This window comes from Dorea ammoniilytica (assembly GCF_025567415.1).
Taxonomy (GTDB): domain Bacteria; phylum Bacillota; class Clostridia; order Lachnospirales; family Lachnospiraceae; genus Claveliimonas; species Claveliimonas ammoniilytica.
Window position 1 is genome coordinate 1 of record NZ_JAOQJV010000011.1, and the last position, 13,786, is coordinate 13,786.

Here is a 13,786-nt window from a genome sequence, read left to right on the forward strand (position 1 = left end):
CATTTAGTTTTTCTTCTATGCTGTACTTAACTTTTCTACTCAAAAAAATACCCCCTTTCAGGAAACAAGTTTTTATTATTTTACTTGTCTACCTAAAAGGGAGCATATCAGATGATGTAGGGAGCTTTGTTCGTGTCTACTGAACTGATAAATCCATCGTTGTACATGAGTTGGACTCGTTCGTCATCATAGGTGCGATGCTCGAGAAGGTAATCTCTGTTTTCATTACCGACTGGATGCAGCGGAGCAATTCCATATACATTATACATAATGTCTACAATTAATATCGGGACACCGGTGATCTCATAACACACGTCCATTAATTCCTGCAGATCCTCATTAGGAAGAATTTTATAAATTGCTTCATATAAGTCTTCAAATTTAAAGTCTTTGTTCATTGCGACATCCTCCGTAAAATATGGAAATTAATTAACATTCTAAAATGTATTTTAAGTGTTATCTGTGGCTTGTCAAGTAGAAAATGGCAGCATAATTGTGCATTTGCACAAAAAAATGATGATTTTTTCAAAAAAACGTATGATGAAAACAAAAACTATTCGTTATAAGATTAACGAAGAAACAAAGAACGGAGTACGAAAGGAGAAAATGATTATGTTTGATTTAACTGGTAATGTAGCTGTTGTAACTGGAGCTTCTGCAGGACTCGGACGTCAGTTTGCACTGGCACTTGCAAGACAGGGAGCGGATGTGGCTATCCTGGCCAGAAGAAAAGAAAAGCTGGAAGGTGTTGCAGAAGAGATTCGTGCATTGGGAGTAAAATGTCTTCCGGTACAGTGTGATGTAACACAGATCGATCAGATTCAGAGCGCTGTTGATGAGGTCGTAAAAGGATTGGGTACAGTTGATATTCTGGTGAACAATGCAGGTGGTGGAAGCTGTATTCCATTAGAGGATCTTCCGGATGAGGAATGGAGAAAGGTACTTTCGCTCGATCTGGATGGTGCATTCTACTGCATGAAGTATTTCGGAAGAGTCATGTTAGAAAAAGGATATGGCCGTGTGATTAATATTTCTTCTATTCTCGGTAAGGGTGGACTGAAAGAACTTCCGGTTATCGCATATGCTTCTGCAAAAGGTGGAGTGATCAATATGACTCGTCAGGCGGCCATTGAATGGGCTACGAAGGGAGTTACAGTCAACGCACTTTGTCCTGGATTCTTTGCATCAGAGGCGAATGGTCCGGAAGCGATGGAGGCAATGAATGACTTTATCGAGACAAGATCTGCAATGTGAAGACCGGGAAACCCTGGAGAACTTGATTATATCTGGCTGCAAAAGAGTCTTCATATGTAACAGCAGCAATTCTTACCTGTGACGGTGGATGGACAGCAGTATAAATAATAAAACAAGTATACAATACAAGGAGTAATGAGCAATGAGTTATGATTATTTAAAGTTATGGGAACCTATGAAAATTAATAAAATGCGCTTGAGAAACCGCATTATGCTTTCTGCAATGGGAACATTTACACCAATGCAGGATGGAACAGACAGTGAAGAAGGTATCCGTTATTACGAAGAACGTGCAAAAGGCGGAGCCGGACTGATTATGACAGGTGCAATGTTCCTGTCAGAAAAAACCGCACAGGGTGGCCCGACACTGAATCTTTACAGTACACGTGCAATTCCGAAAGCAACAGTAATGGTAGAAAGAGTACATAGATGGGGAGCAAAGATATGTTTGCAGTTATCATGCGGTACCGGACGTAATGGTATGCCGGATATCGGAGAGCGTGTTCCGATTTCCTCATCACCGAATCCTGCATTCTATAATCCGGAAATGATTTGTCGTCCACTAGAAGTATCTGAGATTAAAGATATTATGAAGGAATTTGCAACAGCAGCAAGCTTTGCATTAAATGCCGGCTTCGATGCAGTTGAGATTCACGGACATGCAGGATATTTGATTGATCAGTTTATCTCACCGGAATGGAATACAAGAACAGATGAATATGGCGGAAGCTGGGAGAACCGAACCAGATTTGCAACTGAAATCGTAGAATCTATCCGTAATGTTGTGGGACCGAATTTCCCAATCATATTCAGAATTTCTCTGGATCATATGTTTAAGGGTGGAAGAACACTGGAAGATTCCATGCCAATTATCGAGCTGTTAGAAAAAGCAGGTGTGGATGCATTTGACATTGACAGTGGATGCTATGAAACGATGGATTACATTTTCCCGACATGTTATACGGGAGAAGCCTGTATGGCGTATGTCTGTGAAGAGGCCAGAAAACATGTCAGTGTTCCGATCATCAATGCTGGTAATCATTCTATGGAAACAGCGGTTGATTTGTTGGAATCAGGCAATGCAGACATCATCAGTTTCGGTCGTCAGTTGATTGCAGATCCACAGTTCCCGAATAAGCTGAAGGCAGGACATCGTGAAGATGTACGACCATGCATTATCTGTAATGAAGAGTGTATTGGACGTATTTTTGGAAGACTGACACAGCTTTCATGTACGGTTAATCCTAATACAGGATTCGAGACGCATATGGAAGTGACAAAGCTTGCGGAAGAGAAGAAAGTTGTTGTGATCGGAGCAGGACCTGGAGGATTGGAGGCAGCAAGAACAGCAGCTATCCGTGGATGTAAAGTGACAATATATGAGGCAACCGATATTATTGGCGGAACGTTTGGACGCATTGCAAGTCCTTCATTTAAGAAGAGAATCCGCGAGTTGATTAAATGGTATGGAGTTCAGTTGGATAAACTGGGTGTTGAAATAAAACTGAATACAAAAGTTGGTCTGGATGACCCATGTCTTGTAAATGCAGATGAGATTTTTGTGGCAACAGGATCTGTTCCTTTTGTACCGAATATTGAAGGCAAAGATAATAAGAAAGTAATCGACGTAACAGCGGCACATGTCAATGGAGTAGAAGGACAGAACGTTGTAATCTGCGGAGGTGGACTGTCCGGATGTGATACAGCGTTAGAACTTGCGATGCAGGATAAAGATGTAACGATCGTTGAAATGCTGGATGCTTGTGCGAGAGATGTTATGCCGATTAACAAGATTAGTCTGGATCGTATGTTGGCAGAATATAAAGTGAATATTCTTACCAGTACAAAGGTTGTTGGAATTACAGATGAAGGTGTTAAAGTCGAAAAAGCAGATGGAACCACAGAAGTTATTCCGGCAGATAATGTAATCACTGCATTTGGACAGAGACCGAATCATACACTGGCAGATGCGATTGCAGATAAGTATCCACTGAAAACAACGTTGATTGGTGATTGTCAGAAAACATCCAAAGCAGGTAATGCAATCAGAGAAGGTTACTATGCGGCGATGGCACTCCAGTAAATAATTTTGATATACAGGAGGCATGAGAGCAATGGGAAATGAGAAAAAGTTTTTTGGATATAAAGCAGCTATAGGAGCGTTTCTTATTATATTTGCTAACCTTGGTGCGTGTACGACACTCGGTACATTTTTGGCAAGTTTATCTGCCTACAGCGAACATTCATTGGGCGCTGTAGGGCAGATTGGAACCGTAAATACAATCTGCAATATTATACTTAGTGTGGTTGCGATTAAAGCACTTGGAAAGCTCGGACCTAAGAAGACAATGCTGATTTCTATTCTGGCATGTGCATTACATATGCAGTTTTATACATTTGCAACACCGGGAGCAAATGCGCAGAGCCTGATATTCATGTATATTGCGGGTGGGCTGGCATCATTTGCTATTACATTTGGAACCCATGCAGTATGTTCAGCACTGATTGCAGACTGGTTTGTAGAGAAACGTGCAAAGATAACAGGATATGTATTATCCGGTGCCGGAATCGGCGCAGCAGCCTGGGTATTTCTGGCAGGACAGTTGTTCAAGATTACAGATTACAAGAATTGCTACCGTATTATGTCAGTGCTGGTACTGGTACTTGGATTGTTTGCAGTTTTCTTCCTGATCAAAACACCGGAAGATCTGGGACAGAAGCCATTGGGATGGGCAACAGATGCAGGTTCAGCAGGGAACACGGCGGATGTGCCGGGTGTGTCTTATAAAGATGCATTGAAATCAAGTACATTTAAGTTCCTGGTATTGGGTCTTCTTTTCACATCCTTTGGAGGAACCGTATTCCTTTCTTATGCACCTAGCTGGTGGCAGATGAATGGAATGTCTGCAACCGGAGCAGCCAATTGGAATGCAATATATCTGCTTCTTGCAGGGGGACTGCTTCTTGTAGCAGGAACAATTTCTGAAAAGCTGGGAACAAAAGGATTTGTGTTCTATGTCTGTGTGGCATATGTATTGACCTTTATCTGTATGGTAGTATGGCCGGCGACAGGCGGAGCTGTATATATGATGGTGCTTACGGTAATCTTCGGTGCGGCAGCATATCCGGTAAATGCCAGTATCCCGTCATTTGTAGGAACAGCAGCTTTTGGACCAAGAGAGTTTGGTCAGATATCCGCAACTCTGATGATCGCAGTATATATCGGACAGGCAACCGCTTCACCGATTATGGCAGCTATTTTACAGACAGCTGGAGGTATGGGACTTGGATGGAAAATCTGTGCAATAGCAGTGGCGGTTGGCATGGTGTTCCTCCTGGCAGCACTTAAAGTATCTCCAATGAAAGATAAGAAATAAAAAATATAAATCGTAGAAAGGACGGTATGCGTTATGGATTATGGCTTGAAAGGAAAGGTTGTATTAGTAAATGGATCTACAGGAGGAATCGGACAGGCTATCTGTCGTGCATTTGCAAGAGAGGGAGCGAAGCTTGCGATTGCATCTACAAGTCAGGCAAAGCTGGACGCATTTGTGCCGACACTCGATATCGCACCGGAGGATTTGAAAACATTTGTGGCAGATGCTACGAAGGCAGAGGAAGTAAAGGCATGGGTAGATGGAGCATATAATCATTTCGGGCATATCGATGTAGTTATTCCAAACGCCGGATATGAGGGATCTTATCAGGAAATTCAGGATTGTACGGTTGAGAATTACATGAAAGTTTACAGTATTAATGTATTTGGCCCAATGCTTCTGATGAAGTATGCTGCACCGTATCTTCTCAAACAGGAAAGCGGAGCAATCGTAACCATCGCATCGAATGGAAGCTATACAACAGCAGCAGGTATGAGTGCGTACTGTTCTTCTAAACATGCAGTGGCAGGAATTGCCAAATCTGTAGCATTGGAACTTGGACCACATGGTATTCATTGTAACTATATCTGCCCAGGTGGTGTGGAGACACCGATGATCCACAGAATTGAAGAGAATACATTTGGCGATACTAAGACACATGAAGAATGTGAAGAGATTTTCGGAGCAGCTTATCTGGATAAGAGATACTGCAAACCAGAAGAAGTTGCTGACCTGGCTCTGTTCCTTGCATCAGATGTATCTTCACACATCATGGGATCAGGTATCCGTCTTGATGGTGGAATGGATGCACTTTGCTAGGGGGTAAATGAAAATGGAAAAGACAGTTAATTTTGATCTGACAGGAAAAGTTGCAATCGTTACAGGTGGCTCTCGTGGACTTGGTGTTGAACTTGCAACATCTATGGCTGAGTATGGCGCAGATATTGCGTTGATGGCTGGTAATGTTGAAAAAATGAAAAAAGTTGCAGCTGATATTACAGAAAAAACCGGACGTAAAGTTATCTGGGTAAAGGTAAATATCGGTGATGAGGAAAGTGTTAAGGCAGCAGTTCAGGCGGTTATGGATGAGTATGGCAAGATTGATATTCTGGTAAATAACGCAGGAATTATTCGTTATGGCCGTCCGGAAGAAATGACATACAAAGACTGGACAGACGTACTGAATATCGATGTTACCGGAACCTGGCTCATGAGTAAAGAAGTGGTAAATGTATACATGGGTGAGCACGGAGGAAAAATTGTAAATATTAATTCAGTAAACAGCTTCAGTGCATCTCCGGTTGCACCTGTATACCATGTAGCAAAAGCGGCAGAGGCAGCATTAACACAATCCTGTGCAGCGGCATGGGCAGGTCAGGGAATCTATGTAAATGGTATCGCACCAGGCAATATGCAGAATGGCGAGATGGCACCGGATACACCGGCAGATATACTGGAAAATATCAGAAGAAAAGTACCTCAGAGAAGACTTGGAGGTTATGGTGATCTGTCAGGAGCACTGCTTTATCTGGTATCAGATGCCAATACCTATACACAGGGTGTTACGATTACCTGTGATGGTGGTCTGATTCTGGAAGCATTCTAGAAGTTGCTTGTATAACAACAAAAATGAAAGCATCGGGATAAAAAGTCTCGGTGCTTTTTGAATGAGAGAATCAAAAACAATACTTGACATTTAAAAAAATACATATATAATGAAATTAACAAGACAGCCGATACGATAGATCAAGCCTATCCGTTTCCGGCGGTTTTCAGAAGCTAGAATAGCACCTTACTTTGTCAGAGCGGAGGTGCTATTTCTTTTTCGTATAACTTAGAACAGATATAATCAAGTTGGCGGTCGCCAGTATAATCATAAATTCTTCATATGTACTCATAAGAATCACTCCCCTTTCCTTAAAGCTCGGAAACGGCAGCATGCACCCTATCGGCTGTGACATAATATTATATTCTGAAACTGAAAATGTAAATTTATAAAAATAAAAAAGAAACCATATATTTAAATAAATTATTATGTTGAAAATAATGCATGATTGTGATACTATCAGAAAAAGAGCAGGAGGTGCATCATGAACGAAATATTTTGTAAACATTTATTGGAATATCGGAAGCGTGCCGGATATTCACAAAAGGATATGTCAGGGAAACTGTTAATTGAGGAATCGCTATATTCACAATATGAGAACGGAACGGCGGAACCGGGATTTGATGCGTTGATACGCATTGCGGATGTACTGAAATGTTCGTTGGATGAACTGCTTGGAAGGAATTCGGATTATAGGAATTCTTGGATTGATAGCGGTGTAGTACGTGAGGAGCAGGTTCTATATGGAAGACCCAGGGATAAGAAAAAGGTTCTTATTGGTTTGCAGGACTTTCGCAGGCTGAGAGAGCTTCATGCCTATTATGTGGATAAGACAATGATGATTGGAGAATTTCTTGATTCATCTTACCAGATTACTCTGATAACCAGACCAAGAAGATTTGGGAAGACGATGAACATGTCTATGCTAGCGGAGTTTCTGGATTGTACTAAGGATTCAAGAATGATTTTTGAAGGAACAAGAGTCAGCAGAACGGAATGGATGACGGAACTTAATCAGTGTCCAGTGATATTTTTGTCTCTGCTAGAGATTAAATCCGATACTGCAGAAGGTATGTTGTGGCAGTTAAGTGGAAGAATAAGAGAAGAATATAAAAGATATTATAATATGCTTAATTCTGGAAAACTGTCAGGAGATCAGGTTGAGGAATTTAATCATATTTATGATGTGTTAACATATGTGCAATCTAAGGAACAATGGAAAAATTGCATAATAAGATCAATATTAGTTTTGTGCGAAGTTTTGAGCTTATATTATGGAAAGAATGTTTATCTTCTCATAGATGAGTATGACACTCCATTTATGTCTGCGAATACGAATGGTTATTATTCAGAGGTGCGTTCGGTTTTAGCAGGATTTCTCAGTACATCGTTAAAAGGGAACCCTTATCTGGAACGAGCGATGCTTACAGGAATCCAGCGTGTAGCAAAAGAAAACATATTTTCCGGATTGAATAACCTAACGGTGCTTACTGTAAACGATTCGGAATATGAAGATTGTTTTGGTTTTACTGAGGAAGAAGTCAGGAAACTCTTGGATGACTTTGACCTGGAATTTACGGATGAAGTGAAGGAGACGTATGATGGGTATCGATTTGGCAATAAAGATATCTACAATCCGTGGTCAGTGACCAATTATGCGGTGAGAAAAAGGCTGGCACCATATTGGGTAAATACAGCCGAGAACAGTATTTTAAAAGATGCGCTGAGAGAACGAGGAACAACGTTTGAAAAAGAATATAATGAGTTGATTGAGACAGGAGAGATAACAACAGTTGTCTCATTGACTACTGCGTATTATGAACATCAAAGTGATGCTTCGCTATGGGGTTTGATGGTAAATGCTGGTATGCTGACGGTAAAGGAGATTATGGGAGATGACTATTATACACTGCGGATTCCTAATCAGGAGGTATGGTCAGCTTTTCGCGAATTGACTGCATTTTCTCTGCAAATAGATGAGGGAGATATGCAGAAATTATTTATGGAGTTGATTCGGGGAAATATAGATGAGTTTGCGGAAAGGTATCAGAACATTTTGTTGACACTCCCATCCTATCATGACCTACAATGCGAAAATAGTTATCATATGATGGTATTGGGAATGTGTGTTTTTCAACAGAAGAATTATATTATAGAAAGTAATCGTGAGAACGGAAATGGGAGAGCGGATCTTTTGATGAGGGCAAAAAGAAGCGGCTATCCTAATATGATTCTGGAGTTTAAATATACCAAGGATAAGAAAGAGGATTTGGATAAACTTGCTGCCAGTGCAGTGGAGCAGATGAAAGATAAAAAGTATGATGTGAATTTGGACACCCCGGTTTACTATATTGGCTTATCACATTGTGGTAAACAGGCAGCGGTATATTACCAAAAATCCTGACAGAACCCCAGCGTCTCTTTACATATAAAGTTCTTAAGAGTAAAATATCTGTAAATGTTCATGAATTATAGATATTTTACTGCAAAGGAAAGAGAGAATTTATATGTCTGAGAAAGAGAATATATTAACCAGAACCTGGATGGTGGTGTTGCTTGCCAGCATCTGCTGTGTCTTATGGGGCAGTGCGATTCCGGCGATCAAGACGGGATACCGCTTGCTTGAGGTGGATTCGTCTGATACTGCGAGCCAGATTGTGTTTGCGGGAATCCGATTTACGCTGGCTGGATTGCTTGTTCTGTTGTTTGGATCAATTCGTGAAAAGAAGATCATGCTGCCAGAAAAATCCATGATCAGGTATATTGTGCCGGTATGTCTGGCACAGACACTGGTGCAGTATTTCTTCTTTTATATAGGTGTTGCCCATACGTCAGGAGTGAAAGGCGGCATTATTACCGGAACAGGGAATTTTATCGCGATTCTGATGTCATGCCTGGTGGCTCGGAATGAGAAGTTGACTGGGCGGAAGCTGATCGGATGTCTGCTTGGCTTTGCAGGTGTGGTGCTGATCAATCTGAATGGAAGTACATTAGATATGGGCTTTAAGCTTACCGGTGAAGGTTTTGTACTGATATCGCAGGTGTCCTATGCGGTATCTACGTTATTGATCAATCGCTATTCAAAGAAGATGTCTCCGGTATTGTTGAGTGGCAGCCAGTTTTTTGCAGGAGGTATCTTGTTATTTATAATAGGAAAGTTTATGGGTGGGCATCTGGATAAGCTGACTGCAGCCGGAGCTGTGTTAATCCTATATCTGGCACTGGTATCAGCGGTGGCGTATACGCTATGGTCAATATTGCTTGCGCATAATCCGGTATCGCGGGTTGCAATTCTTGGATTTGTGAATCCACTGTGTAGCGTGATTCTGTCAGCACTGGTGTTGGGAGAGGTGCAGGAAGCATTTAATCTGTACAGCCTGTCAGCGCTTGTGATGGTATGTGTAGGAATCTATATCGTGAATTTTCGGAAAGGAACAGGAATTAGTTGAGAAAATACGCACCCGGTGATATAATGTCACCGGGCGTTTCATATCTTATAGATAGAATCTGAACCGGTGCTGACCGTAAGGCGGCAACCGCCTAAGGGGAGGACGAAGTCTGATAGCGATGCTCATTTCCCTATAATACGTGGCTGAAAGACAGGGGAACACTTGGAAAAGTGCCGTTTTATCAGCAGAAAAGGAGAACAGAATATGGAAGCAACGACAACAACTAACACTAAGGGAGGCACAAAGTATCTTGTAGAACTGGCGCTGATGATCGCGATTATCTTCGTAATGGCATTCACACCGTTAGGATACCTCAGAACACCGGGACTTTCGATCACATTCCTGACCGTACCGGTAGCAGTAGCAGCGATGATCCTTGGACCGAAAGGTGGCGCAATCTGTGGAGCAGCATTTGGTATCACAAGTCTGATGCAGTGCTTTGGAACCAGCGCATTTGGGGCAATGCTTCTTGGAATCAATCCATTCGGTACCGTATTTACATGTATCGTTCCAAGAATCCTGGAAGGTCTGCTCAGCGGTCTGATCTTCAAAGCAGTCAGAAGCAAGAACAAGAATCTGGCGTATTTTGCAGGCGGACTGGCTTGTCCGGTTCTGAATACCATTTTCTACATGAGCTCTCTGGTGTTATTCTTTTATAATACAGACTACATTCAGGGATTTGTAGATGCGCTTGGCGTAACCAATCCATTTGCATTTGTAGTCGCATTTGTAGGTGTGCAGGGTGCAATCGAGGCAGTTGTATGTACCGTAGTGGGAGCAGCAGTTGCACGTGCGCTGGCAGCAGCATTGAAGGAAGTGTAAGGAATGCAGCAGACAGGCGAATTAGAAGAAATATCTGTCAGAGATCTGAAGGGACTGCGGATCGGTAATGCGCAGGATGATCAGGCGAAGACAGGCGTGACGGTACTTTTATTTGATAAAGGTGCAAAAGTCGGAGTGGATGTCAGTGGTGGCGGACCGGCATCCAGAGAGACGCATCTGGCAGATCCAACTACAGCAGATAATCCGATCAATGCGATCGTGTTGGCTGGCGGTTCGGCATACGGACTTGCAGCAGCGGATGGCGTGATGCGGTATCTGGAAGAACATGGCATAGGATATGACACAGGTTATGCAAGAGTGCCGCTGGTATGTCAGTCCTGCATCTATGATCTGGGCTTTGGAAGTGCCGGCGTGAGACCGGATGCGGCGATGGGGTATGAAGCTTGTGAGGATGCGAAAGCGAATCATCCGAGAAGTGGTAATACAGGAGCCGGATGCGGAGCAACCGTCGGTAAATTATGTGGCATGGAGCGTGCATCTAAGTCAGGGCTTGGCATTTATGCGGTACGACTTGGCAGATTGGAGATGGCAGCAGTAGTTGTGGTAAATGCATTGGGAGATATCTTTGATCCGGAAAACGGCAAGAAGATTGCAGGACTTCGGTCAGAGGATGGCAGTGGTTTTGCAGACACCAGGGAAGAATTGTATAAGCTTAGTAAGCGAACCGATATGTTTACCGGTAATACAACAATTGGTGCTGTGATTACGAATGGTAAATTTTCCAAAGCAGAGATGAATAAGATTGCATCAATGACACGCAATGCATATGCAAGATGTATTAATCCGGTAGGGACACTGGCGGATGGGGATACAATCTATGCGGCGTCCGTTGGTGATGTAGAGGCAGATATCAATGTCGCCGGGACACTGGCTGCACAGGTGATGGAGCGTGCGATTGTGAATGCGATCCACGCGGTATGATTCTAAATGTGGAGAATATAACTGAATAAATGTGAAATGCAAAGAAGCGAGAGGCTGGACACATACCTCTCGCTTCTTTGCATATGGGACTTGACAATCTAATATTTATTTGTCTTTTCTGGATGATTTGATGTCGTCTTCCAGAATGTGCGTAACGTCTAATGTTTCTTCCTTTATATTATGAAAGCTTTCTTTGATTGCCTTCTCGTCTGCCAAAAGTTCCGGATGTTCTTCCACTTCTTCCCTGATAAACATGAACAGAAAGCTTACAATCAGAAGTCCACAGGAAAGCCATATTGTACGTGCAGCAATAACCGGAATAAAGTGACCGCCAAGTGCTGCGCCTACTGCAAACAATATAATGATACCAAGATAGCTGAAAGCTTTCTGAAGTATGTGTTTGTCACGGGTTCTTCCATATGCACACAGCGATTCTACACAGCTTCGGAGATTACCGATACACATGGTGCTGGCAAAGGCATAACCGTTCACCTTGCGGAATGCCTGTACCTGCATTGCACAGGAAAAGGATACCATCGCATTGGCAAGAAGATTCCATTTCTCAGGAAGGAATCCGACAATAAATAGTAATGCAATTTCAATAATCAAAACCAGCTGCCGCCAGTGAAGGCGTCTGGCTTCTTTGAATTTGCCGTGGATTATCTCGGCCACAGCGATACCGACTGCGAAAAATAATAAAGGTACAATATAGTGAATGGATAATTCTAAGTCACGGTTTGCAATGCACTGACTTAAGAGCACAATGTTACCAGTCTGCGCATTCGCGAAGACCTTATCTCTGAATATATAAGTATAAGCATCCTGCAAGCCACCGGACACTGACAGGAATGCAGCGGTCCGGAAAGACTCGGACATTTGTTTTTTTGATTTTCTCATGAGATCACCTGTTTACTTTCTTTACGATGTGGATTATACTACTTTTAAAGAAATACTAAAAATATATATATTATATGCGAGGAATATAAAATTTGTATGGATATTAATTTTGAGTACTATAAGATATTTTACTATGTAGCGAAGTATAAGAATATTACGAAAGCAGCAGGTGTGCTGAAAAGCAATCAGCCCAATGTAACGAGAGTAATTAAGCTTCTGGAATCACAGCTTAACTGTGCATTGTTTATCCGTGAACCGAGAGGTCTGAAGCTTACAGAAGAAGGAAAACGTCTGTATGAACATGTAGAGGTGGCGTGTCATCATTTGTTTAATGCAGAGGCGGAACTCAGCAGTCTGGGCGAAGGGCTGGGAGGGACGATCGAGATAGGAGTGACAGAGACAGCACTTCACTTGTATCTGATGGATAAGATCTGTGAATTTAAGAAGAGTTATCCGGAGATTAAGATTAAGATCCGTAACAATACGACGCCGGAAGTAATTGATGATCTGAATGGCGGTAAGACTGATATTGCGTTTATTACCAATCCATTTTCTGTATCCGAGAAATTAACCAGCAGGAAGATGACGGAATTTCATGAGATCCTGGTAGGTGGCAGCATTTATGAAGAACTTGCAGAGAGCAGGAAGACACTCAAAGAGCTATGTAGTTATCCTCTGATCGGACTGGGCAATGGAACAGCAACTTATGAATTATATAAGGCAGTTTTTTCGGAGGCGAAGATCGATTATGAACTGGATATGGAAGTAGCGACGGCCAATCTGATGCTGCCGTTGATACAAAATGACCTGGGGATAGGGTTCGTGCCCGAAGCACTGGCAGAGCCATTATTAGAGAAAAAAGAGTTGGTGCAGATTGATGTGGATATGAAGATGCCGCCCCGGGATATCCAGATGGTATGGGATAAAGGTGTGGGAAAAAGCTGGGCTGCGGAGCTATTTATCAAGTATTTGGAAAAGTAGGTTTTGTACTATTTTTCATAGAATTAATGATAGTCTTTTGTTGAAAATGACGATTGCATTGAAAAATAAAAGAGCGCATAATATCCAATTAGATAAAAGACTTATCCAATCATGTAAAAAGAATGGAGGTGCCATATGGATTCTGTATTTCAAAAGCTGGAAGATATAGAAATGACAGCAGAAGCGATCGTGGAGCACGCAGAAGAAGAAAAAGCTGCGATTGAGAAGCGGTTGCAGGAAGAACGGGACCAGTTCGATGCGAAACTGGCAGAAGATACGAAGCAGAAGCTGGATCAGATCAAACAGGAATCTGAGAAGAAGATGGAGCAGATCCTGAAAGAAGAGAAGGAACGACATCATTCCGTTATCGATAATCTGGAAAATGATTATAATCAGAATCGCAAGGCTTATGTAAAAGAGATTCTGGAGCGTATCATAGAGGTATAACGCAGAGGTGA

The 13,786-nt window shown here is 42.2% G+C and carries 13 protein-coding genes; 11 read left to right on the forward strand and 2 right to left on the reverse strand.

What is annotated here, in order from left to right; translation table 11 throughout:
* Positions 1-107 precede the first annotated feature (107 nt).
* On the reverse strand, positions 108-398 hold the full coding sequence (locus OCV65_RS08850; protein ID WP_262581748.1) for a hypothetical protein: 291 nt from the start codon (positions 396-398) through the stop codon (positions 108-110).
* A gap of 214 nt (positions 399-612) precedes the next feature.
* On the opposite strand from OCV65_RS08850, the gene OCV65_RS08855 reads away from it, so the two are divergent.
* The 9 genes from OCV65_RS08855 (at position 613) to OCV65_RS08895 (ending at position 11,450) form a co-directional block, all read left to right on the forward strand.
* A complete protein-coding gene (locus tag OCV65_RS08855) occupies positions 613-1,254 on the forward strand; it encodes an SDR family NAD(P)-dependent oxidoreductase (protein ID WP_262581749.1) in 642 nt (213 codons plus the stop codon).
* A gap of 142 nt (positions 1,255-1,396) precedes the next feature.
* A complete protein-coding gene (locus tag OCV65_RS08860; protein WP_262581750.1) occupies positions 1,397-3,337 on the forward strand; it encodes an NAD(P)/FAD-dependent oxidoreductase in 1,941 nt (646 codons plus the stop codon).
* 31 nt (positions 3,338-3,368) lie between these two features.
* Entirely contained in the window at positions 3,369-4,631 is a 1,263-nt protein-coding gene (locus OCV65_RS08865; protein ID WP_262581751.1) for an MFS transporter, read from the forward strand.
* Between the two features lie 33 nt (positions 4,632-4,664).
* Positions 4,665-5,450, forward strand: a complete 786-nt coding sequence (locus tag OCV65_RS08870) for an SDR family NAD(P)-dependent oxidoreductase (RefSeq protein WP_262581752.1) — start codon at positions 4,665-4,667, stop codon at positions 5,448-5,450.
* A 13-nt stretch (positions 5,451-5,463) separates the two neighbouring features.
* Positions 5,464-6,237 (forward strand): SDR family NAD(P)-dependent oxidoreductase, encoded by a 774-nt coding sequence (locus OCV65_RS08875; RefSeq protein WP_262581753.1) that lies wholly within the window; start codon positions 5,464-5,466, stop codon positions 6,235-6,237.
* Between the two features lie 484 nt (positions 6,238-6,721).
* The gene (locus tag OCV65_RS08880; protein ID WP_262581754.1) at positions 6,722-8,641 is read left to right on the forward strand and encodes an AAA family ATPase; all 1,920 of its coding nucleotides are present in this window, start codon (positions 6,722-6,724) and stop codon (positions 8,639-8,641) included.
* A 103-nt stretch (positions 8,642-8,744) separates the two neighbouring features.
* Positions 8,745-9,686, forward strand: a complete 942-nt coding sequence (locus OCV65_RS08885) for a DMT family transporter (protein ID WP_262581755.1) — start codon at positions 8,745-8,747, stop codon at positions 9,684-9,686.
* A gap of 204 nt (positions 9,687-9,890) precedes the next feature.
* Positions 9,891-10,508, forward strand: a complete 618-nt coding sequence (locus tag OCV65_RS08890; RefSeq protein ID WP_118383220.1) for an ECF transporter S component — start codon at positions 9,891-9,893, stop codon at positions 10,506-10,508.
* Between the two features lie 3 nt (positions 10,509-10,511).
* Complete coding sequence (locus OCV65_RS08895; protein ID WP_262581756.1) at positions 10,512-11,450, forward strand: P1 family peptidase; 939 nt, start codon at positions 10,512-10,514, stop codon at positions 11,448-11,450.
* A gap of 105 nt (positions 11,451-11,555) precedes the next feature.
* Here OCV65_RS08895 and OCV65_RS08900 read toward each other — a convergent pair whose 3' ends face one another.
* Positions 11,556-12,347, reverse strand: a complete 792-nt coding sequence (locus OCV65_RS08900) for a YoaK family protein (RefSeq protein WP_262581757.1) — start codon at positions 12,345-12,347, stop codon at positions 11,556-11,558.
* A gap of 96 nt (positions 12,348-12,443) precedes the next feature.
* Here OCV65_RS08900 and OCV65_RS08905 point away from each other — a divergent pair, with 96 nt between their 5' ends.
* Both OCV65_RS08905 and OCV65_RS08910 read left to right on the forward strand, forming a co-directional pair.
* A complete protein-coding gene (locus OCV65_RS08905; RefSeq protein WP_262581758.1) occupies positions 12,444-13,328 on the forward strand; it encodes a LysR family transcriptional regulator in 885 nt (294 codons plus the stop codon).
* Positions 13,329-13,463: 135 nt separating this feature from the next.
* Positions 13,464-13,775 (forward strand): hypothetical protein, encoded by a 312-nt coding sequence (locus tag OCV65_RS08910; RefSeq protein ID WP_262581759.1) that lies wholly within the window; start codon positions 13,464-13,466, stop codon positions 13,773-13,775.
* The last annotated feature ends 11 nt before the right edge of the window (positions 13,776-13,786 follow it).